23 protein-coding genes are annotated in these 25,394 nt (G+C 72.8%); 15 read left to right on the top strand and 8 right to left on the bottom strand.

The genetic code is table 11. From position 1 onward, the window contains the following. Positions 1-7: 7 nt before the first annotated feature. Positions 8-1,216, bottom strand: coding sequence for an RNA-guided endonuclease InsQ/TnpB family protein (locus EIY87_RS21725; protein WP_125311106.1), 1,209 nt, complete (start codon positions 1,214-1,216; stop codon positions 8-10). A 44-nt stretch (positions 1,217-1,260) separates the two neighbouring features. On the opposite strand from EIY87_RS21725, the gene EIY87_RS21720 reads away from it, so the two are divergent. The 6 genes from EIY87_RS21720 (at position 1,261) to EIY87_RS21695 (ending at position 8,618) form a co-directional block, all read left to right on the top strand. Next, complete coding sequence (locus EIY87_RS21720; RefSeq protein ID WP_125311104.1) at positions 1,261-2,679, top strand: ATP-binding protein; 1,419 nt, start codon at positions 1,261-1,263, stop codon at positions 2,677-2,679. Continuing rightward, positions 2,679-4,172, top strand: coding sequence for a carboxylesterase/lipase family protein (locus tag EIY87_RS21715; protein ID WP_125311102.1), 1,494 nt, complete (start codon positions 2,679-2,681; stop codon positions 4,170-4,172). The genes EIY87_RS21720 and EIY87_RS21715 overlap by 1 nt, the downstream gene beginning before the upstream one ends. 82 nt (positions 4,173-4,254) lie before the next feature. Beyond that, entirely contained in the window at positions 4,255-5,328 is a 1,074-nt protein-coding gene (locus EIY87_RS21710; protein WP_125311100.1) for a hypothetical protein, read from the top strand. 1 nt (position 5,329) lies between these two features. Next, complete coding sequence (locus tag EIY87_RS21705) at positions 5,330-6,457, top strand: toxic anion resistance protein (protein ID WP_125311098.1); 1,128 nt, start codon at positions 5,330-5,332, stop codon at positions 6,455-6,457. Further along, positions 6,454-8,055, top strand: coding sequence for a substrate-binding domain-containing protein (locus tag EIY87_RS21700; RefSeq protein ID WP_125311096.1), 1,602 nt, complete (start codon positions 6,454-6,456; stop codon positions 8,053-8,055). The genes EIY87_RS21705 and EIY87_RS21700 overlap by 4 nt, the downstream gene beginning before the upstream one ends. Further along, complete coding sequence (locus tag EIY87_RS21695; RefSeq protein WP_125311094.1) at positions 8,052-8,618, top strand: hypothetical protein; 567 nt, start codon at positions 8,052-8,054, stop codon at positions 8,616-8,618. The genes EIY87_RS21700 and EIY87_RS21695 overlap by 4 nt, the downstream gene beginning before the upstream one ends. A 136-nt stretch (positions 8,619-8,754) precedes the next feature. Here EIY87_RS21695 and EIY87_RS21690 read toward each other — a convergent pair whose 3' ends face one another. From EIY87_RS21690 to EIY87_RS21680, 3 genes are all read right to left on the bottom strand, one after another. Beyond that, the gene (locus tag EIY87_RS21690; protein ID WP_125311092.1) at positions 8,755-9,567 is read right to left on the bottom strand and encodes an LmeA family phospholipid-binding protein; all 813 of its coding nucleotides are present in this window, start codon (positions 9,565-9,567) and stop codon (positions 8,755-8,757) included. An 81-nt stretch (positions 9,568-9,648) separates the two neighbouring features. Beyond that, a complete protein-coding gene (locus EIY87_RS21685; RefSeq protein ID WP_086865576.1) occupies positions 9,649-9,903 on the bottom strand; it encodes a hypothetical protein in 255 nt (84 codons plus the stop codon). Positions 9,904-10,149: 246 nt separating this feature from the next. Next, entirely contained in the window at positions 10,150-11,055 is a 906-nt protein-coding gene (locus EIY87_RS21680) for an ornithine cyclodeaminase family protein (protein ID WP_125311090.1), read from the bottom strand. Positions 11,056-11,072: 17 nt separating this feature from the next. Here EIY87_RS21680 and EIY87_RS21675 point away from each other — a divergent pair, with 17 nt between their 5' ends. Genes EIY87_RS21675 through EIY87_RS21665 form a run of 3 tightly spaced genes read left to right on the top strand, consistent with a single transcriptional unit; the run spans position 11,073 to position 13,023 of the window. Further along, complete coding sequence (locus EIY87_RS21675) at positions 11,073-11,681, top strand: pentapeptide repeat-containing protein (protein ID WP_125311088.1); 609 nt, start codon at positions 11,073-11,075, stop codon at positions 11,679-11,681. Positions 11,682-11,710: 29 nt separating this feature from the next. Continuing rightward, positions 11,711-12,310: a sulfite oxidase-like oxidoreductase gene (locus tag EIY87_RS21670; protein WP_125311086.1), complete on the top strand. Its 600-nt coding sequence runs from the start codon at positions 11,711-11,713 to the stop codon at positions 12,308-12,310. Then, the gene (locus EIY87_RS21665; protein WP_125311084.1) at positions 12,280-13,023 is read left to right on the top strand and encodes a ferredoxin reductase; all 744 of its coding nucleotides are present in this window, start codon (positions 12,280-12,282) and stop codon (positions 13,021-13,023) included. The genes EIY87_RS21670 and EIY87_RS21665 overlap by 31 nt, the downstream gene beginning before the upstream one ends. Before the next feature lie 86 nt (positions 13,024-13,109). On the opposite strand, the gene EIY87_RS21660 is transcribed toward EIY87_RS21665, so the two are convergent. Further along, positions 13,110-15,515: a helix-turn-helix transcriptional regulator gene (locus EIY87_RS21660; RefSeq protein ID WP_125311082.1), complete on the bottom strand. Its 2,406-nt coding sequence runs from the start codon at positions 15,513-15,515 to the stop codon at positions 13,110-13,112. After that, complete coding sequence (locus EIY87_RS21655) at positions 15,512-16,654, bottom strand: Hsp70 family protein (protein WP_125311080.1); 1,143 nt, start codon at positions 16,652-16,654, stop codon at positions 15,512-15,514. The genes EIY87_RS21660 and EIY87_RS21655 overlap by 4 nt, the downstream gene beginning before the upstream one ends. 303 nt (positions 16,655-16,957) lie before the next feature. Here EIY87_RS21655 and EIY87_RS21650 point away from each other — a divergent pair, with 303 nt between their 5' ends. The 3 genes from EIY87_RS21650 to EIY87_RS21640 all read left to right on the top strand — a co-directional run bounded on the left by EIY87_RS21650 (position 16,958) and on the right by EIY87_RS21640 (position 21,047). Continuing rightward, a complete protein-coding gene (locus EIY87_RS21650) occupies positions 16,958-17,968 on the top strand; it encodes an IniB N-terminal domain-containing protein (RefSeq protein WP_125311078.1) in 1,011 nt (336 codons plus the stop codon). Positions 17,969-18,069: 101 nt separating this feature from the next. After that, on the top strand, positions 18,070-19,848 hold the full coding sequence (locus EIY87_RS21645; RefSeq protein ID WP_191984211.1) for a dynamin family protein: 1,779 nt from the start codon (positions 18,070-18,072) through the stop codon (positions 19,846-19,848). Beyond that, on the top strand, positions 19,845-21,047 hold the full coding sequence (locus tag EIY87_RS21640; protein ID WP_125311074.1) for a GTPase: 1,203 nt from the start codon (positions 19,845-19,847) through the stop codon (positions 21,045-21,047). Before EIY87_RS21645 ends, EIY87_RS21640 begins: the two co-directional genes overlap by 4 nt. 206 nt (positions 21,048-21,253) lie before the next feature. Here EIY87_RS21640 and EIY87_RS21635 read toward each other — a convergent pair whose 3' ends face one another. Beyond that, on the bottom strand, positions 21,254-22,219 hold the full coding sequence (locus EIY87_RS21635) for a helix-turn-helix transcriptional regulator (protein ID WP_125311072.1): 966 nt from the start codon (positions 22,217-22,219) through the stop codon (positions 21,254-21,256). Positions 22,220-22,311: 92 nt separating this feature from the next. On the opposite strand from EIY87_RS21635, the gene EIY87_RS21630 reads away from it, so the two are divergent. From EIY87_RS21630 to EIY87_RS21620, 3 genes are all read left to right on the top strand, one after another. Continuing rightward, complete coding sequence (locus tag EIY87_RS21630; RefSeq protein WP_125311733.1) at positions 22,312-22,707, top strand: RidA family protein; 396 nt, start codon at positions 22,312-22,314, stop codon at positions 22,705-22,707. Positions 22,708-22,788: 81 nt separating this feature from the next. Continuing rightward, complete coding sequence (locus tag EIY87_RS21625; RefSeq protein ID WP_125311070.1) at positions 22,789-24,333, top strand: acyl-CoA synthetase; 1,545 nt, start codon at positions 22,789-22,791, stop codon at positions 24,331-24,333. Beyond that, a complete protein-coding gene (locus EIY87_RS21620; protein ID WP_125311068.1) occupies positions 24,333-24,875 on the top strand; it encodes a TetR/AcrR family transcriptional regulator in 543 nt (180 codons plus the stop codon). The genes EIY87_RS21625 and EIY87_RS21620 overlap by 1 nt, the downstream gene beginning before the upstream one ends. On the opposite strand, the gene EIY87_RS21615 is transcribed toward EIY87_RS21620, so the two are convergent. Next, positions 24,872-25,267 carry a TIGR03618 family F420-dependent PPOX class oxidoreductase gene (locus tag EIY87_RS21615; protein ID WP_191984210.1) on the bottom strand — a complete coding sequence of 132 codons (396 nt, stop codon included), beginning with the start codon at positions 25,265-25,267 and terminating at the stop codon, positions 24,872-24,874. The genes EIY87_RS21620 and EIY87_RS21615 overlap by 4 nt on opposite strands. Between the last annotated feature and the right edge of the window lie 127 nt (positions 25,268-25,394).

Below are 25,394 nucleotides of genomic sequence, written 5' to 3'. Positions count from 1 at the left end.
CCCGCAGTCAGCCGACCGGGGGATTCCGGCTGCCGGCCGCGGGGACCGGTCGCCGAGGTTCGCGGTTCACCGGCCGGACCGCTGTCCCGCCTCCCCGCGCAGCCACCGCCCGTCCGGCGGCGATGTTCCGGGCCGCGTTCACGTCGGCGTTGTCGTGGTGCCCGCACGCGACGCACCGGAACACCGCTTGGCTCTCGCGGGATTCCGGCGCCACGTGCCCGCAGGCCGAACAGCGCTGCGACGTGAACGCGGCGGGGACCTTCTCGACCCGGCCAGGCGCCTTGTCCGCCAGGCGCGAGACGAGCAAACCCCATCCTTGGGCCAGGATCGCCCGGTTCAGACCGGATTTCTGGCGCACCCGCCGTCCCGGCGAGCCGACATTGCCCCTCGCCGACCTGGTCATGTCGGTGATGCGCAGGTCTTCGACCCGGATCAGGTCGAATTCGCGGGCGAGCCGCGTCGTCACCTTCTCCACCCAGTCCTTCCGGCGGGCGGACTCACGAGCCGTGAGCCGAGCGACCGCACGCACCAGCCGGGCGCGCCGGTGCGATCCACGGGCGGCCCGGGCGAGCCGCCGCCGCAACCGGCGAGCGCGTGCCCGCTCCACGCGGGACAGGCCGGGGCAGCGCAGGAGCTCGCCGGTCGACAACGCGGCGGACACCGCCACACCGCGGTCGATGCCGATCACCCCGCCATCGCCGGGCGCCGGAATCGCCGCGGGAACGGCGGCGAACGCGATGTGCCATCGGCCGGTGCCGTCGCGGGTGACCCGGTAGGACTTGGCCGCCGCGGGCGGGCGCCGCGACCAGTGGAAGCGGACCCAGCCCACCTTGGGAATCCACGCCGCACCCCGGCGCCGGTTGAGCTTGCGCACGTGTTCGGGCCGGACGGCAACCTGCCGGAAACCCTGGTGGACCGCCGCGCGGCGCCATGTCGGCTTGCCGTGCGTGCCGCCGAAGAAGTTCCGCACGGCTTGGGCGAAGTCGCGCAGCGCTTGCTGCTGCACGGTGACCGAGCCCTCGCGCAACCAAGGGTGTTCGGCGCGGATCTCGGTCAGCTGCCGTGCCTGGTCGACGTAACCTGGAGGGAGCGGCCGTCCGGGCCGCCAGTGGGAGTGCTGCTCCACGGCGAGGTTCCAGACGAACCGAGCGTGGGCGCAGTGGACGAGCAGCCGGGCCTCCTGTTCGGCTGTGGGTGTCAGGCGAAAGCGGGACATGCGGCGAACGTAGCCCCGACCACCGACAAAACAGGGGTGCAGGAATGAGCGCACTGCCGCGGGAAGAGCTTCGCGGGCTCTTCCTGTTCGAACACCTTTCCGAAGAACAGCTCGACTGGGTGGCCGCCAACGCCGTGCTCGAGGAGTACGACGGCGACTCCACCGTCATCAGCGAAGGCGGCGAAGCGACCTGCTTCTACGTCCTCCTGAACGGCGCCATCCGGATGACCCGCCTGGTCAGCGGCACCGAGGTCGAGACCAACCGGTCCGACCAGCGCGGTGCCTACTTCGGCGCGACGCAGTTCTTCGTCCACCAGGAGGCCGAGCACACGTACGGCGCCACCGTGCGCGCGCTGTCCGACGTCACGCTGCTCGCGCTGCCGTCGAAGGAGTTCTCCGTCGAGTTCCGCAAGTGGTTCCCGATGGCGACGCACCTCCTCGAAGGCATGTACCTCGGCTGGCGCAACAGCGACACCGTGATCGGCTCGCGCCGCCGCCTGCTCGCCCTCGGCGAGCTGTCCGCGGGGCTGACGCACGAGCTGAACAACCCCGCGGCCGCGGCCGTCCGAGCCACCGCGTCCCTGCGCGAGCGCGTCGCCGGCATGCGGCACAAGCTGGCCTTCCTGGCGAAGAAGGACATCGACCCGGAGCTGCTCTACCAGCTCATCGACGTCCAGGAACGCCTGGTCAAGCAGGTCGCGCAGGCGCCGAAGCTGACCGCGATGCAGCAGGCCGACCGCGAGGACGAGATCACCGGCTGGTTCGACGACCGCGGCATCGACGGCGGCTGGGACCTCGCCGACATCTACGTCCGCGCCGGGCTTACCACGTCCGACCTGGACCACGTGCTGGAGCAGGTCGGCGACACCTTCATCGACGGCGCCGTCCGCTGGCTCGCCTACGCCCTCGAGACCGAGATGCTGATGGGCGAGATCGAGGACTCGACCACGCGCATCTCGGCGCTGGTCGGCAAGGCCAAGCAGTACTCCCAGATGGACCGGGCGCCGCACCAGTGGGTCGACGTCCACGACGGCCTCGACTCCACGCTGGTCATGCTGTCGGGCAAGATCGGCGGCCTCCGCGTCGTCAAGGAGTACGACCGCAGCCTGCCGAAGATCCCCGCGTACCCGGGCGAGCTGAACCAGGTCTGGACGAACATCATCGACAACGCCATCGGCGCGATGAAGGGCGAGGGCACGCTCATCCTGCGCACCTGGGGCCAGAACGAGCAGATCCGCGTCGAGATCGGCGACACCGGCCCGGGCATCCCCGCCGACATCAAGCCGCGGATCTTCGAGCCGTTCTTCACCACGAAGCCGGTCGGCGAAGGCACCGGGCTCGGCCTGGACATCTCGTGGAAGATCGTCGTCGAACGGCACCAGGGCGACCTGCGCGTCGAGTCGGAGCCCGGGAACACGCGGTTCGAGGTCTGCCTGCCGACGGTCGAGCAGGCTTCGCTCTGATGGCGTCCGTCCCGACGGTCACGACCGAGCTCGGGGCGCTGGTGGGGCTGGCGGGTGACGGCGTCCGCGTCTGGCGCGGGATCCCGTACGCCCGCCCGCCGGTCGGCGAGCTGCGGTGGCGGGCGCCGCGGCCGCCCGCGCTGTCCGGCGGCGTGCACGTCGCGACGGAGTACGGGCCGCACGCGATGCAGGCGCCGGACCCGCTGAACCCGTCGTCGGTGTGCGACGAGGACTGCCTGTACCTCAACGTCTGCACGCCGGAAGGGCCCGCGCCCGACGGCGGCTGGCCCGTTTTGTTCTGGCTGCACGGCGGTGGTTATCGCGTCGGCCACGGCGAGCAGCTGGGCGACGGCGAGGAGTTCGCGCGCGCCGGGATCGTCGTGGTCACGATCAACTACCGGCTCGGCTCGCTCGGCTTCCTGCACCTCGCCGGGATCTTCGGCGAGTCCGAAGCGGACGCCGGCGTGTGCGGCCTGCTCGATCAGATCGAAGCGCTCAAGTGGGTGCGCCGCAACGTTTCCGCGTTCGGCGGCGATCCGGCGCGGATCACCGTCTACGGCGTTTCGGCGGGCGCGAAGAGCCTCGGGAACCTGATGGGCAGCCCGCTGAGCGCGGGGTTGTTCGCCCAGGGCATCAGCAGCAGCGGCGGCGCGGATCACGTGGCGACGCCGGAAGCCGGCACCGCGCTGGCCCGGCGGCTCCTCGACGAGGTCGGCTGCCACGACGTGGACGCGTTGCGCGCGTTGCCCGCCAAGGAGTTCGTCGAGGCGCAGGAACGGATCCTGACCGGGCTGCAGGCCCTCTGGCTCTGGCGCCCGACCCTGCACCCCCGGGTGCTGCCCGAGGTGCCGATCGAGCCGATCCGGCGGGGGAGCGCGGCCGGCGTCCGGCTGCTGATCGGCTGCAACAGCAACGAAGGCAGCACGTACGCCATGATGCTCGGCGACGACGTCGCGACGGCGCCGGCTTCCGGTGTGCTCGAAGGGATCCTTGGCCGGGAAGGCGCTTCGCACCTGCTCGAGACGTACCTCCGCCGCGTCCCCGACCTGAAGGCGGCCAAGATCGCCGCGATGGGCGACGAGCGCTACGGCATCCCTACGCAGCGCCTCGCCGACGCGCAGTCCGTGCACGCGCCCGTTTTCCGCTACCGCATCGACATCGCCGCGCCCGGCGTGCCCGAACAGCTCGACGGCGGCCACGGCACCGAAACGACCATGGCGTGGAAGGTGCCGATGCCGCTGTTCGACCAGGCCATCGCGGTCAACCCGAAGCGCGAGCGCGCCGCGCTGCTCATCCACCGCGCCTGGGTGCGCTTCATCCGGGACGGCGTCGCCGACGCGGACGGCCCCGAATGGCCGTCCTACGGACCCGAGCTGCGCCCGGTGCTCGTTTTCCGGGAAGACACCGATCTGGTGCTCGACCCACGGCCCGACGAGCGAACGGCCTGGGGCGACGCGGAATGGGCGTCCGGGACCTGGTTCCCGGTGACCTGAGACCGTTCCTTCACGCGCTGTTCACTTCGAACCGGCCCGCTCCCGCGTCCAATGAGCGAAGGCCCATCGAGGGGAGTGGCTCGTGAAACGCCGGGTGTCGATCGGACTGGCCGTGGTGCTCGTGCTGGCCGTCGTCGGGGTGATCGTCTGGGGGCGCGACGACGGCACGGCGTCCGGTGCCGTGACCGTGCGCGGGGTGATCGGTTCGGAGAAGCAGGCCTTCTTCGGTGACCAGCGCGTCGTCGACGCCTTCGCGCGGCACGGGCTGAAGGTCGAAGTGGACACCGCGGGTTCGCGGCAGCTCGCGACGACCGTGGACCTCGGGAAGTACGCCTTCGCGTTCCCGTCGTCGTCGCCCGCGGCGCAGAAGATCCAGCGCGACCGCAAGGTGACGACGGTGTACACGCCGTTCCAGTCGCCGATGGCGGTCGCCAGCTTCGAGCCGGTCGTGGCGCTGCTGCGCGCGAACGGCGTGGTGCACAAGGGCGCGGGCGACTACGACGTCCTCGACATCGCGAAGTACCTGGACCTGGCGAAGGCCGGGACGCGCTGGGACCAGCTGCCCGGCAACACCGCCTACCCGGCCCGCAAGAACGTCCTCGTCACGACGACCGACCCGCGCGAGTCGAACTCCGCGGCGATGTACCTGGCGATCGTTTCCTTCGTGGCCAACGGGAACGCCGTCGTCAGCACGCCCGCGCAGGAGGCGGCGGTGCTGCCGTCGGTGGCGAAGCTGTTCCTGGACCAGGGGTACACGCAGAACAGCACCGAAGGGCCGTTCGAGGACTACCTGTCGGCGGGCATGGGGAAGACGCCGCTGGCGCTGATCTACGAGTCGCAGTTCGTCGACCGCGTGCTGCGCGGCGACGGCTCGATCCGGCCGGACATGCGGCTGCTCTACACCGCACCGACCGTGTACTCGAAGCACACGCTGGTGCCGCTGACCCCGGACGGCGACAAGGTCGGGCAGCTCCTGGCCACCGACCCCGAGCTGGGCAGGCTCGCCGCGACCTTCGGCTTCCGCACGACCGACCCGAAGCTGTTCGCCGAGGTCGCCGCGCCGGCGCACGCGCCCGCCGACCTCGTGGACGCCGTCGAACCGCCGTCGTTCGAAACGCTCGAGCGGCTGCTCGACGCCGTCGGCAAGCAGTACTGACATGGACTTCGCGCTCACCCCGCCCGAACCGGTCGCCGCGATCCCCGCCGAGCGCGCCGCCGGGCTCATCACGCTCAGCGAAGACACCCGCGCCGACGTCGCCGCGCGCGCCGACGGGTTCGCGACGCGGCTGGCAGCTCTGGACGTCCGGTCGCCGGAGTTCACCGACCTGCTGGACGAGCTGCTGGCCGTCGGCGAGGCCGACATGCGGGCCGCGGCGGGCGTCGCCGGGACGATGCTGGACCGGTCCCTGCGCAGTGTCGCGTCCCCGCAGGACGGGGTCACGACGAGCCTGACGAGCTTGCGCCGCACGGTCGCCGAGCTGGACCCCGCGAAACTGCCGCTGACCGGCCGGAAGCTGCTGGGGATGTTCCCGGTCGCCGCCGGCGCGAAGCGCGCTCTCGACCGCTATCGCGCGGCGAACGAGCCGGTCAACGCGCTCGTCGTCGACCTGCGCGGCCGCCAGGACGTCCTGCGCCGCGACAACGCCGCGATCAAGGGCGAGCGCGAACGGCTGTGGCAGGTCATGGGGAAGCTCGCCGAGGCGGCCGCCTTCGCCGAAGCCGTCGACGGTGCCGTCGAGCGGCAGGCTTCCGTCTTCGACCTGACGGACCCGCTGCGCGCGCAGGCGTTGCGCGGGGACGTGCTGTACCCGATCCGGCAGCGGCACCAGGACCTGCTCACCCAGCTCGCGGTCGGCGCGCAGGGCTACCTCGCGCTGGACCTGGTGCGCAAGAACAACGACGAGCTGATCCGCGGCGTCGAGCGGGCGGTGTCGACGACCGTGTCGGCGCTGCGGGTCGCGTTGCTGGTCAGCGGCGCGCTGGCGAGCCAGCGGGACGTCCTCGACGAGGTCGCCGCGCTGCGGGCCACCACCGACGGGCTGATCCGCGCCAACACCGAGCTGCTGGACCTGCAGTCCGCGGAGATCCGGAAGGCGGGCAGCGACCCGGCCGTCGCGACCGAGACGATCCGGCAGTCGTTCGACCGGATCTACGCCTCGATCGACGCGATCGACGGGTTCCGCGCCGACGCCGTCCGGTCGATGGCGGCGACCGTCGAGTCGTTGTCCGGGGAGATCCGCCGGGCCGAAGACCACCTGCGCCGTTCGCACGAGGGGGAAGCATGAGGAAGGTACTGGCGCTCGCGGTGAGCGCCTTGGTGCTGGCCGGGTGTTCCGATTCCTCGTCGGCGCCGCTGGGGGAGCCCGAGCCGGGAACCTTGCGGATCCTCGCGGGCAGCGAACTGGCGGACATGCAGCCGGTGCTCGACGAAGCCGCGCAGGCCACCGGGGTGAAGGTCAAGTTCACGTTCACCGGCACTCTCGAAGGAGCCGAGGCGCTGGCGAACGGCGGCGTCGACGGCAAGTACGACGCCGTGTGGTTCTCCTCGAACCGTTACCTGGCAGGCATTCCCGAAGCGGCGAAGCGGCTCGGCAACCAGGTCAAGATCATGAGCTCCCCGGTGGTGCTGGGGCTGGCCGCGCCGGTCGCGCAGCGGCTCGGCTGGACGGGAAAGCCGGTCAGCTGGGGCGAGATCGCCGCGCAGGCCGGGAAGAAGGCGTTCAGCTACGGCATGACGGACCCGTCGGCGTCGAACTCCGGGTTCTCGGCGCTGGTCGGCGTCGCCTCGGCGCTGGCAGGAGCGGGCAACGCGATCGACGCTCGGCAGATCGCCTCGGTGACCCCGCAGCTGACGCAGTTCTTCAGCGCCCAGGCGCTTTCGGCGGGTTCGTCGGGGTGGCTGTCGGACGCCTACATCCGGCGCGCGACCGGCCCGGACCCGGTCGACGGGCTGATCAACTACGAGTCGGTGCTGCTGTCGGCGAACGCGTCCGGGAAGCTGCCCGCGCCGCTGACGCTGGTCTACCCGAGCGACGGCGTCGTCACGGCGGACTACCCGCTTTCCCTGCTGGCTTCCGCCGGTGACGACGCGCGGTCGGCGCACCAGCGGCTGTCGGACTACTTGCGGACGCCCGAGGTCCAGAAGCGGATCATGGAGACCACCCAGCGGCGGCCGGTCGTGCCGGGTGTCGCGCTGGGGTCGCAGTTCGCGGCGCACGATCTCGTCGAGCTGCCGTTCCCGGTGACCCAGCAGGCCGTGGACGCGCTGCTCCAGGCGTACTTCGACAAGATCCGCCGCCCGTCGCGGACGCTGTACGTGCTCGACACCTCGGGGTCGATGAAGGGGGAGCGGATCGAGTCGCTGCGGTCCGCGCTGGCCGGGCTGACCGGGGCGGACAACTCGCTGACCGGGCGCTACCGGCGCTTCCGGAGCCGCGAGGAGGTGGTGATGCTGCCGTTCAACACGCGGCCGTCGGGGGCCACGACGTTCACCGTGCCGGAGCAGGACCCGGCGGCCGAACTGGCGCGCATCAAGACGTTCGCCGACGGCCTGTCGGCGGGTGGCGGGACGGCGATCTACGACAGCCTGTCGGCGGCCTACCGGGAGCTGGAACCGGTGCAGGCGCGCGATCCCGACCGGTTCACCTCCATCGTCCTGATGACCGACGGCGAGAACGCGAACGGCTCGTCACTGGCGGACTTCAAGCTCGCGTTCGGGACGATCCCGCCGCCGGTCAAGCAGGTCCCGGTGTTCACGGTGCTGTTCGGCGAGGGCAGCGGCGACGAGCTGGCCGACGTCGCGGCGATGACCGGCGGGAAGGTGTTCGACGCGCGCGAGACCCAGCTGTCCGACGTGTTCAAGGAGATCCGCGGGTACCAATGATGCTGCGCTACCTGGGCTCGACCAAAAACCTCGCCGGCTGCGTCGGCGGCTTGACCGGCGTCGTGCTGTACCTGACCGGGGTGGTCGGGTGGGTGTGGCCGTTGGTCGTGGTGGCGTTGTACCTGGCGGGGGCGTTGCTCGCGCCGGGGGAGAAGGTGCGGCTGGTCCCGGACACTTCCGCGTCGCTGCGGGCTTCCCTGGAGACGATGGTCGCTTCGGTGACCGCGCAGTCTTCGCGGCTGCCGTCGTCCTCTGTGGACACCGTGCGGCGGATCGCGGAGGTGCTTTCCGACCTGCTGTCCCGTCCGGACCGGCTCGCGGCCGACCCCGATCTGCGGCACGCGGTGGAGCGGCTGGCGGGGACGGACCTGCCGGTGTCGGTGCAGACGTACTTGAACCTCCCGTGGTGGTTCGCGGCCCGGCGGGCGAGCGCGGGGGAGGAACTGGTCGCACAGCTGGGTTTGCTGGAGGCCGAGGCGCACCGGGTGGCCGAGCGGTTCTACGCGGCGGAGATCGACCGGCAGGCGGACCACACCCGGTACCTCCGCGACCGGGACGCCTGATCGGGGTCTCCCGACCGGATTTCCGTTGCCGCGCAACGCATTCCCAGCTCTACCCGTGTGAGTGATGTGTTCGAACGGGCGTTCGAGTACGTTGGCTGCTGTGAGCCACTACCGGCTTACCGCACGCGAGGGAGAGTCATGAACGAGCGCCGAGTTTGGGCAGCGTCAACGTCACGGCGGCCGTGGTCAGCCAGCTCAGCAGGTCGGGCAGCGGGATGCGCGAAAGGCGTTCCGGCCATTCCTCCGCCACGGTGTGCAGCACCAGTTCGTCGTGCCGAGGCTCCACCTTCGTCAGCCTTATGCCCGGCGGGAGTTCCGGCAGGGGAAGCACGATGGGGCGAAAGCGGCGTGGCGGCCGTAGTCGCCGTTGTCCGATGTGGAGGGTCTGCGGCACGAGCACGACGGCGTCGTCGCCCACCTCGGGGCGCAGGGTCAAGTGGCCCCAGAGCGGGCGCTTCGCCCAGTGGATCCGCAGCAGCCCGTTCGCGGCCGGCGCCGCGACGATCCCGGGGCGGGCTTTCGCCACCCGTTCCCGCAGCACGTCGGCGGAAACTGCGATCCGCAGCTCGACGCGGGCGGGCTTGGCGGCGGGCGTGGGCAGTGAACGGAGGCGGACGTCTTCGGCGAGCACGGTGACCCGGCGCAGCGGGATGCTGCCGCCTTCGGGTTCGGGCCAGTCGACGTCTTCGGCGACGATCCGGACGTCGCCGACCCGTCCGGTGGCCAGCCGGAGGCTGCCGGCCGGGTAGTCGAGTTCGGTGAGCGTCAGGCCGACCTCGCGGTCATCGACCTTCGCGGTCAGCCGCCGTCCGACGAGCTGCTCGGTGACGGTCCGCACCAGCGCGGCCGGGGTGACCGGGACGTTCGGCAGCAGCGAACGCCCGGCCGCGGCCAGCCCGGCCAGCTCGGGCCAGGGCGACCAGCCGTCGAACCACCTGCCGTCGCTCATCTCCCCAGTGTCGCCGAAGGACGCTGCGGATGCCGAGGGCGGGTGGCCCGACGGTGGCGCGAAGCGGCGGTCCGCCGCCGGTCACCGGCCGGCGAAGCGGGCGATGATGCCGGTCACGACCAGCCAGAACACCGCGGCCAGGCCGAAGTCGAGGATGACGGCCAGGCTGGGGTTGCTCACCGGGAACAGCCCCGGGAAGAACAAGGCGAGAGGAACCGCCAGTGACTTGATGAAGACGAAGAACGCGTTGCCGGCGTTGGCGCCGGCCAGCACCATGATCATGTAGAGAACTTCGATCCCCGCGAAGATCGCGCCGATCGCCGTGATGACCCGCACGGCCGTGTTCCGTCTGGTGGTGGTTCGCCAAGGAGACATGCCCCGAAAATTCCCGGATCGGGTGACTGATCAAACGCTGCACGGCGCAGATTGCGCCGTTTGGCCGCTCCCGGTTGCTCTCCGCCTCACCCCGGATACGGGTGGTGAGCTAGACGAGCAATGCGGAAGTCGGGTGGCCTGCTGATCATCGTCGGCCCCATCGAGGGCGTCGACGTCCGCGTCGCCCAACGCCTCCTGGCAACACAGCTAGGTCCGGCCGAGCGCGTCGCCGAGAAGCCGGGCCACGGCCCAGTCCTGCACGGCGAGACCAACGGACTTGAACACCGTCCGCCCGCGCACCACCGGGGGCTCGCGCAGCGCGTGCCCCAGTTCGAGCAGCTCCTCACGGTGAAGCAGCCCGGCATCCACCGCGTGGATCACCTCACCGGCTTCTTCGAGAGCGGCCTCGACCTGATCCACCACCACGCACCCCGCCGTGGCGAGCAATTCCGCGGGAAGTTCCCGCATGGACGGAAGATACGACCCGATCGCGTTGACGTGAACCCGTTCGGGCAAGGCGTCGGCAGCGAAGAGAGGAGTACTCGACGAAGTAGCACAGCAAACGATCTCCGCATCGGAAACCGCGTCTTCCGCGCTCGCGGCGACCCGCGTGGTCACCTCCGGGAGCTCGGCGCCCAGCCGTGCTGCGAAGGCCGACGCGCGCGAGCGGTCGCGGCCGTACACGGCCAAGTGCCGCACCGGGCGCACCGCCGCCACCGCACGCACCTGGTCGGCGGCCTGCGCGCCGGTGCCCAGCAGGGCGAGCTTGCTCGCGCCGGCCGGGGCCAGCAGGTCCGTGGCGACACCGGAAACGGCGCCGGTGCGCAGCGCGGTGATCTCGACCGCGTCCGCGACCACCTGGCCTTCGGCGGTGTTCCAGACCAGCGTGCCGAGGAGCATCGGGGTGCGCCCGGCGGCCAGGTTGAGCGTCTTGACGACCGTGGTCGACGACGGGGTGTGGCAGGCGCTCATGACGAGCGTCGTGCCGCCGCCGAACGACAACCGTTGCGGCACCGCGAAACGGCCGGCGGCGAGGTCGAGGAACGCCTCCCGCACCGCGTCGACGGCGGCCGGCATCGGCACGGCGTTCCGGACCTCGTCGGCGTCGAGCATGCCGCTAGCCTGGCGGGGTGCCCGAGGCCACGCAAGATCCCGTCGAAGAGCAGCGGTTCTCCCGCGACGACTGGTACGGAGAGGAGATCACCGGACGCCACTACGCGCGGTGCGAGTTCCTGGAGGTCGACTTCTCGGAGGCCGTCGTCCAGAACTCGGTCTTCACCGACTGCGTGTTCGGCAACGTGCGCTTCAACGCGTCGCGGCACGTGGACTCGTCGTTCGCCGGCTGCGCCTTCAAGCGGTGCAACTTCTTCGACGCCGAGTTCACCGGCTGCAAGCTCGTCGGCGCCACGTTCACCGAATGCGAGCTGCGGCCGCTGCGGGTCGTCGGCGGCGACTGGTCGTTCGCCGGGCTGGCGGGTGCCGACCTGCGGTCGGTCAGCTTCCAGGGCGTCCGCATGCGGGAGGCCGACCTCACCGGGGCCAACTGCGGTGGTGCCGTGTTCGCCGACGTCGACCTGTCCGCGGCGATGCTGCACGCGGTCAAGCTGCCGCGCGCCGAGCTGCGGGGCAGCGACCTGTCGGCGCTCGACCCGCTGAACGCCGACCTCGCGGGCGCGATCGTGTCACCCGAACAGGCTGCGGTGCTCGTCACGTCGCTCGGGCTGCGGGTCCGGGCGTAGGCTCGGCGGGACCGCGAAGGGAGTGCCGCATGGGTGTCGTGACGCCGGGTTTCCAGGGCCGGGCCCGCAGCGGCAACCCGCGGCTGCCACCCGGTCAGTACCTGGCCGAGGACTTCCCGGTGCTGTCCGCGGGGCCGACGCCGCGCGTGCGCACCGAGACGTGGGAGTTCACGGTCACCACCGAAAAGGGTGACAAGCACACGTGGAGCTGGGCCGAGCTGATGGCCCTGCCGAGCGAGAAGCCCACGGTGGACATCCACTGCGTCACCCAGTGGTCCAAACTGGACACGCGGTGGCGCGGCGTCGCGGTCGACACGCTGGTCGGCGGGCTCGACACCGAGGCCGACTACGTCATGGTCCACTCCTACGGCGGGTACACGACGAACCTGCCGCTGGCCGACCTGCTCGACGGCCAGGCCTGGATCGCCTACGAGTACGGCGGCCGGCCGCTCACGCCCGAGCACGGCGGCCCGGCGCGGCTGCTGGTGCCGCACCTGTACTTCTGGAAGTCCGCGAAGTGGGTGCGCGGGCTGGAGCTGAAGACCCGGGACGAGCCGGGCTTCTGGGAGCACGCCGGCTACCACGACTACGGGGATCCATGGCGCGAACAGCGGTATCAGGGCGACTAGCCTGGCGGGTCGCCCGCCTGGCCGGCTTCCGCGACGAGACCCCGACGGCCCGCACGCTCGTCTTCGACCTGCCCGGCTGGCCGGGACACCTGGCGGGCCAGCACGTCGACGTCCGCCTGACGGCCGCGGACGGCTACCGCGCCCAGCGCAGCTACTCCCTGGCCGCCCCCGCGGACGGCGACCGGGTGGAGCTGACGGTCCAGCGCGTCGCCGACGGCGAGGTCTCCGAGCACCTGACGGGCCCGTACGCGGTCGGTGACCCGGTCGAAATCCGCGGCCCGATCGGCGGCTGGTTCGCCTGGCGCCCCACGAACCCGGAGCCGGTCCTCCTCATCGCGGGCGGCTCGGGCATCGTCCCCCTGATGGCCATGATCCGCGCCCGCCGTGCGGCGGGTGTCCGCACCCCGTTCAAGCTGATCTACTCGCTGCGCAGCCCGGCCGAGCAGTACTACGCCGACGAGCTCCGCACCCCGGTGGCGGGCCTGGACATCACGTACGTCTACACCCGCGAACTCCCCGAAGGCCGCCCCGGCATCCCCAAGCGCATCGACGTCGCCACCCTCAACACCGCGGCCTGGCCCGCCGAGTTCGGCGCGACCTCGTTCATCTGCGGCCCGACAGCCTTCGTCGAAACAGCGGCGGACATCCTGCTGGCCCTGGGCCATGACCCGCACCGCATCCGCACCGAACGGTTCGGCCCCAGCCGCGACTGACCCCACCGCCCGCCCACCATCCCCCGGCGCCGCCGGGTGGCCTCGTGTCAGCTCCCCTCCAACAGCCCGGAGAAGCCCCACGTACGTCAGGGGGCGTCCGGCCGCGAAAGCAGTTCCCGCAGCGTGGCCAGCAGCTCCCGCCGGTCCGCCGCCCCGAGCTTTCCCCGGATCCGGGCCATGTGGTGCTCCACCGTCTTCCCGGAAATGAACAACTTCGACCCGGCCTGCTTGTACGTCAGCCCCTCCACCACCAACCGGGCCACCTCCAGCTCGCGCTCGCTCAACGCCGCCAGACCCGTTCCCGCCGCCGGTTCCGCCGTTCCCTGGTCGCGGCGGGCCGCCGTGCCCTGGAACTGGCGGGCCGCTTCCAGCAGCTGGACCATCGCCTTGCGGTCGGACGTGCGGATCGCCGCCTGGCCGGCCAGGCGGGCCGCGTCCCAGCGGAGGTCGAGGTCGTGGAGTTCGGCCGCGGCCGCCGCGATCGGATCCGGGGCGAAGGTTCCGCTGAGGACCGCCAGCCAGCACTGGGCGGCCGTCGCCAGGGCGCGGGGGTGGCGGCCGCAGTGGGCGTGCGTGGTCAACGTGGCCAGGTGTGCCTTCGCGGCCTCCGCGTCCTCCAGCGTGATCGCCGCGTGCAGCTCGTGCCAGACCAGCGATACCGTCCACAGTGGAGGCTCGCCGAGGCGGGACAGGAGGCCGTGAGCACGTTCCAGCTGGGGAGCCAGCTTCGCGAACGCGCCCGTGCGGGCCGCCGCGATCGCCAGTTCGCCCAGGGGCAGCAGGGAGAACAGGTCCGTCTGGTACCGCATCGACGCCTGGTACGCGCGGTTCCACGACCGCTGCAGCCCGACCAGGTCGCTCGCCCGGCGGGCCAGGCCGAGGTCCAGGGTCGCGAAGAACAGCTCGTCGCGCGCCTCCAACGGCCGCCCCGCGACGGCGTCGCGGTGTTCGGCCGCGGTGGCCAGGTCGCCGGCCGTCATGGCCACCCAGCCCAGCAGCAGGCGGTGGCGCGTCGCCAGGAGGTCGCCGCCGGTCCGGCCTTCCAGCGCCCTGGTCAGCACCGACTCCGCCAGCGCCAGCTCGCCGGTGTGCAACGCGGCCAGCGCGGCGAGCGCGGCCGGGCTGTCCGGCAGCAGCGTGCCGCCCAGTGCCGGCTCCAGCATCGCCGCCGCGCCCAGCAGCGTGGACAACGTCTCCGTCGCGCAGCCGGACACCGAATCCGCGATGCCGCCTGCCATCCGGGTGGCCGCGCCCGCGAACAACGTCGGGGCGACGCCGGGCGAGGGGGTCTCGAGCAACTGGCGGGCGCCGGGGAGGTCGCCGGTGCCGACCAGCGCGATGGCCGCGAACGCGTCGGCGCCCGCCCAGCTCGTCGCCGGGAGGTCGGCCGTGCGGGACGCCCAGTGGTACAGCTCCGCGCTGCGGGCCAGCTCGCCGCGGTGGGCCAGCACCGTCGCGGCGATCGCGGCGCCCGCCGCCCTGGTCTCCGCGTCCTCTGCGCCGAGCATGCTGTCGCCGAGCCGCAGGGCCGTGTCGAGGTCGCCGGACAGCGCCGCCGCGCGTGCCCAGCCCGCCGTCGCCGATGGCGAGCGGTCGCCCGCTTCGGCGGCGGCTTCGAACAGGCGGGCCGCCAGGCGCGCGTCGGACGACAGCGCCTCGCCGGCCGCCGCCGCGAAGGCCGCCGCCGCGGACGCGCCGGAGCTGCCCGTGCCGAGCAGGGACCGCGCCAGGTCGAGCACCGGCAGGCCGTTCGCCAGCTGCAGCTCGACCAGCCGCTGCACCGTCGTCAGCCGGCGGGCGGGCGGGCCGAAGTCGCGGACGGCGGCCGCGGCCAGGGGCAGCAGCGTGTCGTCCGGGGCGAGCAGGCCGGTCGCGCGGGCGCCGTCGACGACGGCGGGCAGCTGGTCGGGGCCGCGGTCGAGCAACGCGGACAACAGGTCGAGGTTGCGGCCCGCGCCGGCTTCGGCCGCGATCAGGTAGCGCAGCACGGCGTCGTCGAGCTCGTCGAGCTCCGGCCGGAACTCCTCGAGCCGCCCGCGCAGCGCGCGCTCGGCCAGCCTCGGCACGCCGCCGCTGCGCGCGTGCAGGTCGGCCGCGGCCTCCGCGTCGGCGGGCGAGCCCGTCACCGCCGCCATCAGCCGGGCGATGTCCTCGACGCCGAGCGGGCCGAGCTGCAGCAGCGTCCAGCCGGGCGCCACCGGGGCCGGCCGGTGCGCGACGACGATCGGGCCCTCCGCGCCGGCGAGCAGCTCCTCGAGCTGGTCGGGGCCGAGCCGGTCGGCGTCGTCGACGAGCACGGCGTCGACGCCCGCTTCCCGGTAGCAGCGGTCGAGCGCGGCGAGCAGCACGCTCTTGCCGTACCCGCCGGGGGCGACGACGGCGAGCCGCAGCGGTTCGGCGGGTGCGGCCGCGACCCGGTCGAGGAGCTGCCGGGCCGCGGGATGGACGGGGACGTCGTGAAGCGGGGGAACCTGCGTGAGCAGAGTGTTCAACAGTGACCTTCACCGGAGGGGGCGCCGGGGCGGGCGCAGTGGCTCGGGGCGGGGGAGGGAGCGGGGGTGGTGCCGGGGCCCGCGTTGGCTTCGCGGGCGGTGAGGGTGATCGCCCCGGCGGAGACGGCCGCGGCGAGCACCAGGATCGCGGCGGCGAGGGGGCGCCGCCGCCGGAACAGGTTCATCGGGGTGACGCGCTCGGGCAGTTCGAACGGCGTGATCTCGACGGGCGGGCGGGGTGGCCGCTCCCCGAGTTCACCGAGCGTGTCCACCTGGGGGAGCAGGGTGGTCTCGACGGCCGGGGGTTCCTGGAGGCCGCCCCGGCCCTCGGCGCGCAGGGCCCCGAGCGCGGCGGCGCCGAGCGCGGCGGTCGCCGGCGGAACCGGTCCCGCGAACATCGGGCACGGCGGCCGGGCGGGCAGCGCGTGCGGGGGCACGTCGCCGCAGAACACCACGCCGGCGAGATTCGCGGGCGACGTCGTCGCCGCGCCGGCCAGCGCGAACAGCGTGCTCAGCGCGGCCGCCGGGGCGACGCCCTCGGCGCTCGTGCCGAGCTGCCAGCCGCTGGCGGCGGTCGCCGTCGCAAGCGTGACGCTCACGCCGTCGGCGCCGAACTCGCACACCCCGGCCGCGGTCGCGCCGGGGCCGGGCCCGGCCAGGTGCGCGCCGAGCGCCGCGATCGCGCCGGGGACCAGCGTGACGGCGGGGAACCCGGCGTCGGCCAGCGCGCGCCGCAGTACGTCGCGGCGGTAGCCGCCCCAGTCGCCGGGGTGGGTCACGACCAGGTGCTCCGGGGGCCCGCCGAGGACGTTCGCGGCGTGCTCGGCGATGCCCTCGACGAGCACGGTGGTCAGCGTCTCGGGCGGGAACGCCTCGCCTTCGACGAGCATCGGGACGTCGTCGCCGATCCGCCGGTGGAAGCCGGTGAGCAGCCGGGACGGGACCCGGGCGCCCGCCTGCGCGGCCGCGTCGCCGGTGAGCAGGTAACCCTCGTCGTCGAGGAACAGCGCGGACGCGGCGGCCGGGGACCGTTCGCCCAGCCAGAGGGGTTCGGGCTCGCCCCAGCCGGCGCCGTGCCGCCGGCAGGTCGCGGCGTGGGTCCGCCCGGGTGCCACATCGATCCCGAGGACGTAGGGCAACGGCGGTTCCTCCTCACCTCGCAGGGCCGAACAGGGGTACGGAATCCCCCTAGGGCTCGGGGCATCCTCACCCAAACGGGTTAGTCAATCAAGGGGCTGGAGGGATTTAACCCAACTGAGCGCGTCTCGGATGAGCCCCTAACTCCCTAACGATGACATATCGATCCCCTATCGGCTGACTGGAGTGCGACTCGGAGTGATCCCCGATGTGCGCTGGGGGGTCGTCTCCCTAACTTGATCACGGAGCACCGGTCCCTGCGGCCGATGCTGTCCCCCAGAACCACCGGACCAGGAGAAACCCCCATGGACTCCGTGCAGACCTTGCACGACTTCGCCCTGAACCTGCTCAACGACCCGACCGCGCTCGCGGCCTTCGGGACGGACCCGCAGGGCGCCCTCGCCGCCGCCGGTCTCGGTGACGTCAGCGCTGCCGACGTGCACGAGGTCATCCCGCTGGTGCTCGACTTCGTGCCGGTCGACAGCCTCCCCGCCGTGGACAGCCTCCCGGCCGTCGGCGGCCTGTCCTCGGTCGGCACCGACGCCCCGGGCATCCAGGGCGCGATCGACCAGCTCACCGCCCTCACCGCGGGCCTCGGCCTGCCGGCCACCTCGGCGCTGCCGGGTGTCGGCGACCTCGGCTCCGAGCTGCCCGCCGTCGGCGACCTGGGCCTGCCCGCCGTCCCGGGCGTCGGCGCCCTCCCCGGCGTGAACGACCTCACCACCACGGCCGCCGGCGTCACCGCGCTGGCCGGCGACCCGACCGGCGCCTTCGGCACCGCGGGCGACCTCGGCTCCAGCCTCGACGCGGTCCAGGTCGCGGGCAACCTCGTGTACTCGGTCACCGACGTCGACCACAGCTCGGTCGTCGGCGCCACCAGCGAGGTCTCGCACCTCGGCGGCGACGTCGTGGGCAACGTCTCCAACAACGTGACCGCCCCGGTCTACGAAGGCGCGTCGCAGGTCGGCGACGTCAGCGGCGACCTGACCCACACGGTCAACGGCCTCGTCGGCCAGGTCGGCGACTTCACCGGTGTCCTCCAGGGCGCCGGCGACCTCGCCTCGGCCCGCTCCGAGGGTGGCGAGCACCACGGCGGCGGCCACGGCCCGCTGGGCGAGGTCACCTCCGTCGTGACGAACGCCACCGGCATCAGCGCCGACCACAACGCGCTCGGCCAGGTCGGCGAGCTGGCCAGCGGCAACGGCTCGGCCGTCCACGACGTCGTCTCCGACGTCGCCGACGTCAGCCACAACGCGCTGGGCAACCTGCACATCGGCGACATCGCGTCGAACAACGACATCCACATCGGGCACTGAGCCCCGAACCGGTCACCGGTGCCCGTCCCGCGGTCTGGGTGCGACCGCGGGACGGGCACCCGGTGTGCGCACGGGGAGTAAACCGGGGACACTCCTTCGCTGTGACCGCCCCCGCTTGGCTCGAAGTGCTCAACGAGACGATGGACGCGTGCCGCACGCACGGCCGCGCCGATCTCGCCGAGCGCCTGCGCAGACGCCGTGATGCCCCGCCGGGGCAGATCCGGCTCGGCGTGCTCGGCTTTCCCAAACAGGGCAAGGGATACCTGCTCAACGCGGTGCTGAACGCGCCGGTCTGCGCGGTCGGCGACGCCCCGACCCCCGCCGTTCCCACCGAAATCGCCTACTCCGCCGAACCCGCCGCGACCCTGGTCGGCCGGTCCCGCGAACGGATCCCCGTCGCGGTCGAACGGCTCACCGGCGAACTCGGCGCCCGCCCCGCCGGCACGCTCAGCCGCGTGGAAGTCGGTGTGCCGCGCGAACTCCTGTCGGCCGGCCTCGTCCTCGTCGACACCCCGCCGGTCGGTGACCCGCGGTCACCGCGGACGGCGGCCGCCCTCGACCTGCTCGCCGAAGCGGACGCGGTGATCCTCGTCTCCGACGCGACCGCGCCGCTGAGCCCCGCCGAGCTCGCGCTCGCCCGGCACGTGCGCACCTGGTGCCCGCACGTCCTGGTCGCGCTGACCAAGATCGACGCCTCCCCGGGCTGGCGCGCGGTGGCCGAGCGCAACCGCGCGCTGCTCGCCGAAGCGGGGATCGACGCGCCCGTCCAGCCGGTTTCCGCCGTGGTGCGCCAAGCCGCCGCGAAGGCCGGTGACGCGGATCTCAACGCCCGCTCCGGTTTTCCCGAGCTGCTGAGCTGGATCGCCGAGCAGGCCGCGCGCCCGCCCGAGCAGTCCCGCGCGCTGCTCGCCGCGGTGGGCGTGCGCGCTGCCGCGGCCGAACTCGTGGAGTCGTTGCGCGACCGCGCCGAGGCGGCCGGGCAGGACGCGGGGCTCGGGCAGGCCGCGCTGCTGCAGCGCGCGCAGCGCCGCGCCGACGACCTGCGGCGGCAGAACACCAAGTGGCAGAACCTGCTTTCGGACGAGATCACCGATCTGCTGTCCGACGCCGAGTACGACCTGCGCGAGCGGACCCGCAAGATCGTCAACACGATCGACCGCACCTTCGACGAGGGCGACCCGGCCAAGGTGTGGGACGAATTCGCGCCGTGGCTGGACAACGCGCTGGCCGAAGCCGTCGACGTCAACTACACCTGGCTCGCCGACCGCGCGGAGTGGATCGCGCAGGCCGTCGCCCAGTGCTTCGGCGCCCAGTACGACCGCGCGCTGCCGGACCTGCGGCTCGACGGCTCCGGCGTGGAGGGGCTCGACGACGTCCGGCGCCCGAAGATCGAGAAGTTCAAGGTGGGGCAGCAGGCTTTCACAGGTCTGCGCGGGTCGTACGGCGGCGTGCTGATGTTCGGCCTGGTCACCAGCCTCGCCGGGCTGCCGCTGATCAACCCGGTCTCGATCGGCGCCGGTGCGGCGTTCGCCGCGAAGACGATCAAGGACGAAGGCGGGATGCGGCTGCAGCGCCGCCAGGCCGTCGCCAAGCAGGCGGCGCAGCGGCACGTCGACGACGTGTTCCTGCGTTTCAGCAAGGAATGCCGCGACTCGATCCGCGTCGTCCAGCGCCGGCTGCGCGACCACTTCACCGGGCTGGCCGAGGAACTCGCCGACGAGCTCACGCGCGAACGCGAGACGATCATGGCGGGCACCGCCGAGCGCGAGCGCCGGACCGTCCACATCAGACGCGAGATCGACCGGCTGGCCGGGCTGCACCAGCGCGCGGGCGAGCTGGGCACGATCGCCGGGCGGCAGCGGCGGGAGCTTTCGGCGTGACCAGGGACGTGCGCGACCTCCTGGCCGCCGCGGCCGGGCTCTACCGGGACGACCCGCGGGCTTCGGCGCTCCTGCACGACTGCCTGGACCGGCTGGACCAGCCGCTGCGCGTCGCGTTCACCGGCGCGCCCTCGTCGGGCAAGTCGACGCTCGCCGCGGCGCTCGGCGAATGGCCGACGCGCGCGCTGCGCGACCTCGTGCTCCTCGACGACCCCGGCCCGGCCGACGAAGTCCCGGACGCGACGGTCCGGCTGGTCCGCCACCTGGAGCCGGACGAGCTGGCGGCGGCGCACCCGCCGGGCGGCTCGCCGTTCGCGCGGCAGAGCGCGGTCAACTCGGTGCTGGTGCTGTCCCGGGCCGACGAGGTCGGCGCGGGCCGGATCGACGCGTTGCTGACCGCGAAGCAGCTCGCGCGCCGGGCGTGGCGCGAAGACCCGCTGTGCACGGGGTTCCTGGGCGTGATCGCGGTGGCCGGCCAGTTGGCGTACGGCGGCCGGTCGTTGCGCGACGACGAATTCGACCTGCTGGCCGCGTTCGCCGCCGTGCCGCGCGAGGAGCTGGAACGCCACGTGCTGTCGGTGGATTCGTTCACCGACCCGGCGTTCCCCGGCCCGATCCCGGTCGAGACGCGGCGGTCGCTGGTGGTGCGCTTCGGGATGTTCGGCGTCCGCCTGGCGCTGACGCTGATCCGCACCGGCTGCGACGACCGGCTCAAGCTCTCGGCGGAACTGGTGCGCCGCAGCGGGCTCGGCGAACTGCGCGACACCCTCGCGGGCTGCTTCGTGGCGCGGGCGGAGGCGTTGAAGGCCCGCACGGCGGTGATCCGCCTCGAAGGACTGCTGGCGGCCCAGCCCCGCCCGGGCGGCGACCGCCTGGTGTCCCGCGTGGAGCGCTTCGCGGCGGCCGCCCACGACTTCCGCGAGCTGCGCCTGATCGCCGACATCCGCGGCGGCCGCACCGCGCTGTCGGGCGACCCGGCGGAGGAGGCGGTCCGCCTCCTGGGCGCCCAGGGCACGGCCCCGGCCGACCGCCTGGGCCTGGAGGCGGACGCGGACCCGGGCGAGATCTACGACGCGGGCCTCGACGCATTGCGGCGTTGGCGCCACGAGGCGGAGCGCCCGGATCGTCCCCACGCGGAACGGACGGCGGCGCACGTGGTGGTGCGGTCGACCGAGGGCCTGCTGTCACTGTTCGCGTAGTCCGCTGGGCTCGGCCACGGCCGCCCGACTCGGCTGAGCGGCCCGGCAATGCGCCCCAAGGCCGCCTTGGTTGCGTCAGACGCTCCGAAGGCCACATTGGGTGCTCCATCCATGCCCCCGCCACCGCCCTCAAGGGAGGCGCTTCGCGCCGCAGTGCTGATTCAACGCACCGAAGGCCACATTGGGGCGCTTGCGCCGGTGTGCTCCTAGTCCGGGTAGCGGGCGGCGATCGCGGCCGCCCGGTCGCGCAACGTCGTGCGCAGCCATTGCGGCGTAAGGACTTCCGCGGCCACACCGAGCTGCCACAGCGCCCACTCCGCGTGCCGGGCGTCCTGGAACGTCATCGACAGCCGCGGCCAGCCCTCCCCATCGGCGGACTCCACGGCGGTCAGCGCGGTCGCGAGCAGCTCCGCTCGCCGCGCGGGGTCGACCCGGGCCAGCACCGTGACCTGGTCGCCGCCGGTGCGGAAGCGTGTGCTGCGTTCCTGCCACGCCCGCTCCAGGTCGACGTGGTCCGCACGCCGCGCGGGCTCGGCGAGGGCCTCGGCGGCCAGGACCCGGGACAGCCGGTACGTGCGGTCGGCGCCCGACCTCGTCGCCAGCAGGTAGCCCTGGCCGCGGACCATCACCAGGCCGATCGGGTCCACCGTGCGCCACTCCGGGGAGCGGTCCGCGGCCGCGTAGTGCAGGCGCAGCCGGTGCCCGGTCAGCACCGCGCGGCGGATCTCGGCCGCGATCTCGCCCGGGACGTCGTCGGCGGGTACGCGGCGGGCGAGGAGGTCGGTCTCCGGGTCGACGAGCAGGCGTTCGGCCACGCCGGCCGCGGCCGCGCGCTGGCTTTCCGGCAGGGCGTCGACCACCTTGAGCATCGCCGAAGCGAGTGCCGGGCCGAGGCCGAACGCCTGCGCGCCCGGGCGGGAACCGGCGATCAGCAGGGCGAGGGCCTCGTCGTGGTTGAGGCCGGTGAGTTCCGTGTGGAACCCGGGCAGCAGCTCGAAGCCGCCGTGGCGGCCGCGTTCGGCGTAGACCGGGACGCCCGCCGCCGACAGCGCCTCGATGTCGCGCAGCACCGTGCGGGTCGAGACCTCCAGCTCGCGCGCGAGGGTCGCCGCGGACAACCGGCCGCGCCGGCGCAGCAGCAGCACCAGCGAGACCAGCCGGTCGGCGCGCACGCCGAAACCGTAGCCGAATACACGACAAAAGGTGTCGTGATTCGTTGCGAGGCTCTTCCCACTGTCGAGCAACGGATGGAGCTGAAGTGGCTGTGCGGCGAACCGCGGTCAACCCGTGGAACTGGTCGGTGCAACTGGGATACCACCAGGGGGAACTCGTCTCCGGGGCGACCCGGACCCTGTACTGCGCGGGCCAGACCGCGATGAACGCCGACGGCGAGCCCCAGCACGCCGGTGACCTGGCCGCGCAGCTGGCGCTCAGCCTCGACAACCTCGAGGCCGTCCTCGGCGAGGCCGGGATGTCGCTGGCCGGCCTCGTCCGGCTGACCGTCTACACGACCGACGTCGACCTGCTCTTCCAGCACTACGGCGTGCTCGCGGGCCGGCTGGCCGCGGCCGGGGTCGCGCCGGCCACGACGGTGCTCGGCGTCACGCGGTTGGCGATTCCCCCGCTGCTGGTCGAGCTGGAAGGGACTGCCGTCGCCTGAACAGCCCGGTGTTGACGGGCGGGGGATCGCGGCGCACCATAGACCGGTCTATGGTCCAGCGCCGGCCGGAGGGAACCCGCCATGCCCCACGACGTCCGCCCCCGCGTCCGGCTGTTCGGCGAGCTCTTGGCGCACTGGGCGCGGGAACGCCCGGCCGATATCGCGCTGCGCTTCGGTGACCGGTCGTGGACGTGGGCGGAGTTCGACGAGCGCGTCCGGCGGCTGTCGGGCGCGCTCGCGGCCGCCGGTGTGGGCCGGGGCGACCGCGTCGCGTTCGTCGACAAGAACCACCCCGCCTGCCTGGAGACGACGTTCGCCGCGGCCGGGCTCGGCGCCGCGAACGCCGTGGTCAACTGGCGGCTCTCCGGGGACGAACTCGCTTACGTGCTCGCGGATTCCGGTGCGAAGGTGGTCTTCGTCGGCGCCGAGCTGCGGCCGGCGCTCGACGCGGTCCGCGACCGGTTGCCCGCGCTCGAGCGCGTGGTCGTCGTGGGCGGGGAGGACGACGAATACGAAGCCTTCCTGGCCGCCGCCGAGCCGCGCGCCGCGTCCGATGTGGACGAAGACGACGGCGTGCTGATCATGTACACCAGCGGTACCACGGGTTTCCCGAAGGGCGCCGTGCTGACCCACCGCGGCGTCCTCGCCCACGGCCTCGCCGCCGGCACCGCGTTCCCGATCAGCCCCGGTGACGTCAACCTCGTCGCGATGCCGCTGTTCCACGTCGGCGGCAGCTGCTACGCGGTTTCCGGGTTCCTCTACGGCGAACCTTCCTACCTCACCCGGGAACCGGACGCGGCGTCGCTGTTCGCCGCGCTGAAGGCCGGGATCACGCACGCCTTCCTGGTGCCCGCCGTCGTGGCCGGGATCGCGCAGGCCGGGGAAGACGCGCTCAAGGCGTTCTCCCGCTTGAAGTACCTCTGCTACGGCGCGTCGCCGATGCCGCTCCCGTTGCTGCGCACTGTGCTCGCCGCCTGGCCCGACGTCAAGTTCGCGCAGGTGTACGGCATGACCGAGCTGTCCGGCGCGGTCACCGCGCTGGACGCGGAGGCGCACCGCGACGCGTCCCGCCCCGAACGCCTCGCCTCCGCGGGCACCGCGCTGTCCGGAGTGGACATCCGGATCGTCGACCCGGTGACCGCCGAGGACACCGCGGTCGGGGAGGTCTGGGTCCGCACCGACCAGCGGATGGCAGGCTACCTCGGCAAGCCCGAGGCCACCGCCGAGACCATCGTGGACGGCTGGGTGCGCACCGGGGACGTCGGGCGCCTCGACGACGGCGGGTTCCTGTTCCTCGAGGACCGCGTCAAGGACATGATCATCACCGGCGGCGAGAACGTCTACTCGCCCGAGGTCGAGCGCGTGGTGGCGGAGTTCCCCGGCGTCGCCGAGGTGGCCGTGATCGGCATCCCGGACGAGCGCTGGGGCGAGCAGGTCAAGGCCGTCGTCGCCGGCGACCAGCTCGACGCCGACAAGCTCATGGAGTTCTGCCGCGAGCGCCTGGCCCACTACAAGTGCCCGCGCAGCGTCGACGTCGTGGATGCCTTGCCGCGCAACGCGACCGGCAAGATCCTCAAGCGCTCGTTGCGCGAGCCGTACTGGCGGGACCGGGACCGGAACGTCTGATGCCGTCGGTGACGCGGGACGCGTACTTCGCGGCCGCGCTGGACGTGCTGGCCGAGCACGGGTTCACCGAGCTGAACGTCGGCAGGCTGTGCCGCGGTCTCGGTGTCACGAGCGGGTCGTTCTACCACCACTTCGGCGGCTGGCCGGGGTTCGTGGAGCAGCTGCTCGACCACTGGGAACAGCGGCAGGTGCGCATCCTGCGCGAACGCGACTTCGGCCAAGGCGGCCCGGCGGCGGACTTCGCCGCCCTGATGGACCTGACGCTCGGGCTGCCGCACGAGGCCGAGGCCGCCATCCGGGCGTGGGCGGCGAACGACGAAACCGTGCGGGCGGCGCAGAAGCGCGTCGACTCCGCGCGGGTGCGGACGGTCGGCAAGGCGGTCAAGGGCATCGTCGGCGACGGCACCCTCGCGCGGACGCTGACCTCGCTGGGCATGGCGATGCTGGTGGGCCACCAGCAACTGGCCGCGGCGGGGGAGCACAGCGAACTGGCCACCCTGCTGGCGGAGTACACACGGCTGGTGCACTCACGACGGGCCTAGGCGTTGCCGAGCACCCGGGTCACGGTGATCTCCAGGACGGCCCGCTGCGGGTTCGGCTTGGGCTGGCGGTACCGGGCGGCGTAGCGGTTTTCGGCGTCGCGCACCGACTCCGGGTCGTCGCGCAGTACCGCGCGTCCCTCCAAAGTGGACCACTTCGGCCCTTCCAGCTGGCAGACCGCGACCGGGACGCCCTCGGTGCCCGCGGCCCGGATGAGCCGCGCCTTGACCGAGCCGGCGAACGTGATCACGCGGGCGAGGCCGGCCTCGAAGTCCACCGTGACGCCGACCGCGACGACGTGCGGCGTGCCGTCGGGCCGGACCGTGGTGAGGGTGGCCAGCCGGCGCTCGGTCCAGAAGGCCCGGAAGCCGGGGCCGCGGTCGTCGATCTTCATGGGATCCACGTTAGTCCGTCCGGGTGGCGCGGGTCGCGGTGAGACCACTCACGGTCATAGTAAGGAAAGTTTCCTAACAGTCTTGACCGGATCTTGAACCTTCTGTCACGCTCACATCGCCGTCGCC

This window comes from Amycolatopsis eburnea (genome assembly GCF_003937945.1).
Taxonomy (GTDB): Bacteria; Actinomycetota; Actinomycetes; order Mycobacteriales; family Pseudonocardiaceae; genus Amycolatopsis; species Amycolatopsis eburnea.
Note: the sequence above shows the minus strand (reverse complement) of the source record. Positions and strands in the feature narration are given on the sequence as shown.

Excerpts from the sequence above, each read along its gene's own strand:
- EIY87_RS21665 (WP_125311084.1), top strand. The coding sequence starts at position 12,280 with ATGGCGCGAACAGCGGTATCAGGGCGACTAGCCTGGCGGGTCGCCCGC.
- EIY87_RS21695 (WP_125311094.1), top strand. The coding sequence starts at position 8,052 with ATGATGCTGCGCTACCTGGGCTCGACCAAAAACCTCGCCGGCTGCGTC.
- EIY87_RS21715 (WP_125311102.1), top strand. The coding sequence starts at position 2,679 with ATGGCGTCCGTCCCGACGGTCACGACCGAGCTCGGGGCGCTGGTGGGG.
- EIY87_RS21625 (WP_125311070.1), top strand. The coding sequence starts at position 22,789 with ATGCCCCACGACGTCCGCCCCCGCGTCCGGCTGTTCGGCGAGCTCTTG.
- EIY87_RS21720 (WP_125311104.1), top strand. The coding sequence starts at position 1,261 with ATGAGCGCACTGCCGCGGGAAGAGCTTCGCGGGCTCTTCCTGTTCGAA.
- EIY87_RS21650 (WP_125311078.1), top strand. The coding sequence starts at position 16,958 with ATGGACTCCGTGCAGACCTTGCACGACTTCGCCCTGAACCTGCTCAAC.
- EIY87_RS21705 (WP_125311098.1), top strand. The coding sequence starts at position 5,330 with ATGGACTTCGCGCTCACCCCGCCCGAACCGGTCGCCGCGATCCCCGCC.
- EIY87_RS21725 (WP_125311106.1), bottom strand. The coding sequence starts at position 1,216 with ATGTCCCGCTTTCGCCTGACACCCACAGCCGAACAGGAGGCCCGGCTG.
- EIY87_RS21670 (WP_125311086.1), top strand. The coding sequence starts at position 11,711 with ATGGGTGTCGTGACGCCGGGTTTCCAGGGCCGGGCCCGCAGCGGCAAC.
- EIY87_RS21680 (WP_125311090.1), bottom strand. The coding sequence starts at position 11,055 with ATGCTCGACGCCGACGAGGTCCGGAACGCCGTGCCGATGCCGGCCGCC.
- EIY87_RS21700 (WP_125311096.1), top strand. The coding sequence starts at position 6,454 with ATGAGGAAGGTACTGGCGCTCGCGGTGAGCGCCTTGGTGCTGGCCGGG.
- EIY87_RS21690 (WP_125311092.1), bottom strand. The coding sequence starts at position 9,567 with ATGAGCGACGGCAGGTGGTTCGACGGCTGGTCGCCCTGGCCCGAGCTG.
- EIY87_RS21620 (WP_125311068.1), top strand. The coding sequence starts at position 24,333 with ATGCCGTCGGTGACGCGGGACGCGTACTTCGCGGCCGCGCTGGACGTG.
- EIY87_RS21615 (WP_191984210.1), bottom strand. The coding sequence starts at position 25,267 with ATGAAGATCGACGACCGCGGCCCCGGCTTCCGGGCCTTCTGGACCGAG.